This window comes from Pseudomonas sp. SDO5522_S412, from assembly GCF_054071215.1.
On sequence record NZ_JBSVWQ010000390.1, the window covers coordinates 1 to 2834 of the forward strand.

The 2834-nt window shown below is 59.0% G+C and carries 3 protein-coding genes; all 3 read right to left on the reverse strand.

All coding sequences use genetic code 11. The features are described from left to right. Positions 1 to 114: 114 nt before the first annotated feature. From ACW9I6_RS31875 to ACW9I6_RS31885, 3 genes are read right to left on the reverse strand one after another with little or no spacing between them, the layout of a single operon-like run. Positions 115 to 900 (reverse strand): outer membrane protein OmpK, encoded by a 786-nt coding sequence (locus ACW9I6_RS31875; RefSeq protein ID WP_003209104.1) that lies wholly within the window; start codon positions 898 to 900, stop codon positions 115 to 117. Then, the gene (locus ACW9I6_RS31880; RefSeq protein WP_134326009.1) at positions 897 to 1292 is read right to left on the reverse strand and encodes a hypothetical protein; all 396 of its coding nucleotides are present in this window, start codon (positions 1290 to 1292) and stop codon (positions 897 to 899) included. Before ACW9I6_RS31880 ends, ACW9I6_RS31875 begins: the two co-directional genes overlap by 4 nt. A 43-nt stretch (positions 1293 to 1335) precedes the next feature. Continuing rightward, complete coding sequence (locus tag ACW9I6_RS31885; protein ID WP_087694784.1) at positions 1336 to 2688, reverse strand: nucleobase:cation symporter-2 family protein; 1353 nt, start codon at positions 2686 to 2688, stop codon at positions 1336 to 1338. Positions 2689 to 2834 lie beyond the last annotated feature (146 nt).

Sequence of the window (2834 nt, forward strand, 5' to 3'; positions counted from 1 at the left end):
TGGCTTGATCGCGAACGCGGTGTGTCAGTCGCCAGAGGTATTGACTGACCCACCGTATTCGCGAGCAAGCCCGCTCCCACATAAACCCGATTCCACAGGGGATAGGCGGTGTGGTTAGAAGTGGTACTTCACCAACAGGCTCGCAGTGTCCTGGTTGGTCTCGAACGCGCCGCTGTCCTGGATCCCGTACTTGTTCTTCCAGTAGTCGTATTCGATACCGACATACAACTGCTTCTCGCCCCAATGCAACGCCTTGCCCAGGTCATATTTGATCTGCGGGTTGAAGTGCAGGTTGGCGTGGTAAGTGCCGCGGGCGTTCTTGTCGTTATCCACCACCCAGTCCATGAAGCCGTCGATCAGCACATTGGAGTTGCCCACCGGGATCGTGTACGACCACACCGGTGTGATCTGCCATACGCCGTCACCCGGGCGATTGCCTTCGGTCTGGCGCTGGTAGAAGTTCAGCTGGAAGTAGTCGAAACCAGGGATTGCCAGGTCGAAGCCCGGGCCGAGCAAGTACGACTCGTTGTCGCCTTCGCCGAACTCGTAAGTGAACGCCAGCAACACGTCCTTGATCGGACCGAACGACAAGTCCTTGTCGAAAATCTTGCCGAACGACAAGCGTGGGCTGAACTCACCGTAGTAAGTACTCGGGCCGACATTGCCGTCTTCCTTGCCGTTGTAAAAGATGCGGTCGAGGAAGAAGAAGTTGTCGCCGTACTTCCACGCATCGGCGTGTTCGAAGGTCACGGTTTGCTGGATCTGCGGGTTAACAGTGAAGTTCTTGCCCCACAGATAAGTCAGGCTGTTGTTCTGCCACTGCAGCAGATCACCGGCCATGGCCTGGCCCCCGGCCAGCAGGGATCCTGCCAGCATCAGGCTGTTCACGGTACGTTTCATTCGGTTGCTCCCGAGGTAAAGGTTTCTGGTTTTTTTTCTAAGCGGACGCTCTGGTGTGGCGTCTTTTGGCTTGCCGCAAAAATCGTCTGTTCGGTCAGCTTTGATGCTTTTAGCAAGAGCTGCGCCAAGGTGTTTAAAAAGCCAAAAAATCCCCGTCGGCTGTGATGAACACAGTCGAATTCGGAGAGTTTTTGCACACGTTGGCTGCGGACGTGGGGCCGGGATAAGTTGGCCTTGCAGTCAGCTTTTACATTCGCTGTTTTTTTTTGAGTCGATTTGAGCGGGCGCCGAGAATACTGACTCCCAGGCCTGTGCTCAAGTGCGCCGTTAAAGAGCGCGCGGGGCGAGAATGGGGCACGGCGCGTGGCCGGCCCCGGGTGAATGGCGTACATGGTGTGTTCCCTGATCGTTATTGTTTTTGTTGTGACGCAGGAATCAATGTGGGTGTGCGTGAGCGCTTGGGGCAGCACGTTCGGCGCCACCCAGGATGTTGAATAACAGGTTCAGCGACAGCGCGCTGATCGTGGCCATGGCGATGCCGCTGTGAGTGATCGGGCTCATCCATAGCGGCAGCTGTGCAAAGAATTCGGGACGTACCACCGGGATCAATCCCATGCCGATACTCACCGCCACCAGCAATTGGTTACGGCGGTCGGCAATGTCGGCTTCCTGGAGGATCTTGATCCCGGTGGCTGCCACCATGCCGAACATGGCAATCGCCGCGCCGCCCAGCACTGCGGGTGGAATCGACGCTACCAAAAAGGCGGCCTTGGGCAGCAGGCTCAGCACAATCAGGAACGCGCCGGCCACGATCGTCACCGAACGGCAGCGCACGCCGGTCATCTGCACCAGGCCGATGTTCTGCGCGAACGAGGAGTGGGTGAAGGTGTTGAAGAACCCGGCAAAAAACGATGCGCCGGCGTCACACAACAGGCCACGGCGGAGCATTTTCGGCGTGACTTCCTGGCCGGTGATCTTGCCCAGGGCGAGGAACATCCCGGTGGACTCGACGAAGATGATCACCACCACCAGGCACATCGACAGGATCGGCGCCAACTCGAACTTGGGCATGCCGAAATGCAGTGGCGTCACCACTTGCACCCACGGGGCGCGCGCCAGGCCGCTGAGGTCGACCATGCCGATCATCCCGCACAGCCCGTAGCCGAGGGCCATGCCGATCAGCACCGAGATATTCACCCAGAAGCCGCGCATGAAACGGTTGATCAGCAGGATGGTGGCCAGCACCAGCGCGGCAATCGCCAGGTAAATCGGTGAGCCAAACGTGGACGCCGCTGCGCCACCGCCGGCCCAATTGACCGCGACGGGAAACAGCGAAAGACCAATGGCGGTGATCACGGTACCGGTCACCAGCGGTGGAAAGAAGCGCACTACCTTGGACATGAACGGCGCGATCACCATGCCGAAAAAACCGGCGGCGATGGTCGCACCGAAGATCCCCTGCAGGCCGATGCCGGGCATGCCGGCCATGGCCACCATGCTGCCGACAGCGGCGAAACTGGCGCCCATCATCACCGGCATACGAATGCCTACCGGGCCGATACCGAAGGACTGGACCATGGTTGCGATGCCCGCCACCAGCAGGTCGGCGTTGATCAGGAAGGCGATTTCTTCACGGCTCAGGCCCGCGGCCTGGCCGATGATCAAAGGCACGGCGACGGCGCCACCGTACATCAGCAAGACGTGTTGCAGGCCTACCAGAATCAGTTGCAAGAGGGGCAGCCGCACCATGGCGGGCGCGGCAGGAGTCTGCGTTTCTAGCTGGGACATGCAACACCTCGGATCTTTTTATTGTTGTGTTGTTCGGCATTCAATTGCCGGGTGGAACTCATTCGTCAAAGCACACCGCAGATCCCATGTGGGAGCGGGCTTGCTCGCGAACGCGGTGGTTCAGTCACCTGAAGTGTTGAATGACA

Bases quoted from the DNA above. Each gene is read 5' to 3' on its own strand.
- ACW9I6_RS31875 (WP_003209104.1), bottom strand. From the start codon at position 900: ATGAAACGTACCGTGAACAGCCTGATGCTGGCAGGATCCCTGCTGGCC.
- ACW9I6_RS31880 (WP_134326009.1), bottom strand. From the start codon at position 1,292: ATGTACGCCATTCACCCGGGGCCGGCCACGCGCCGTGCCCCATTCTCG.
- ACW9I6_RS31885 (WP_087694784.1), bottom strand. From the start codon at position 2,688: ATGTCCCAGCTAGAAACGCAGACTCCTGCCGCGCCCGCCATGGTGCGG.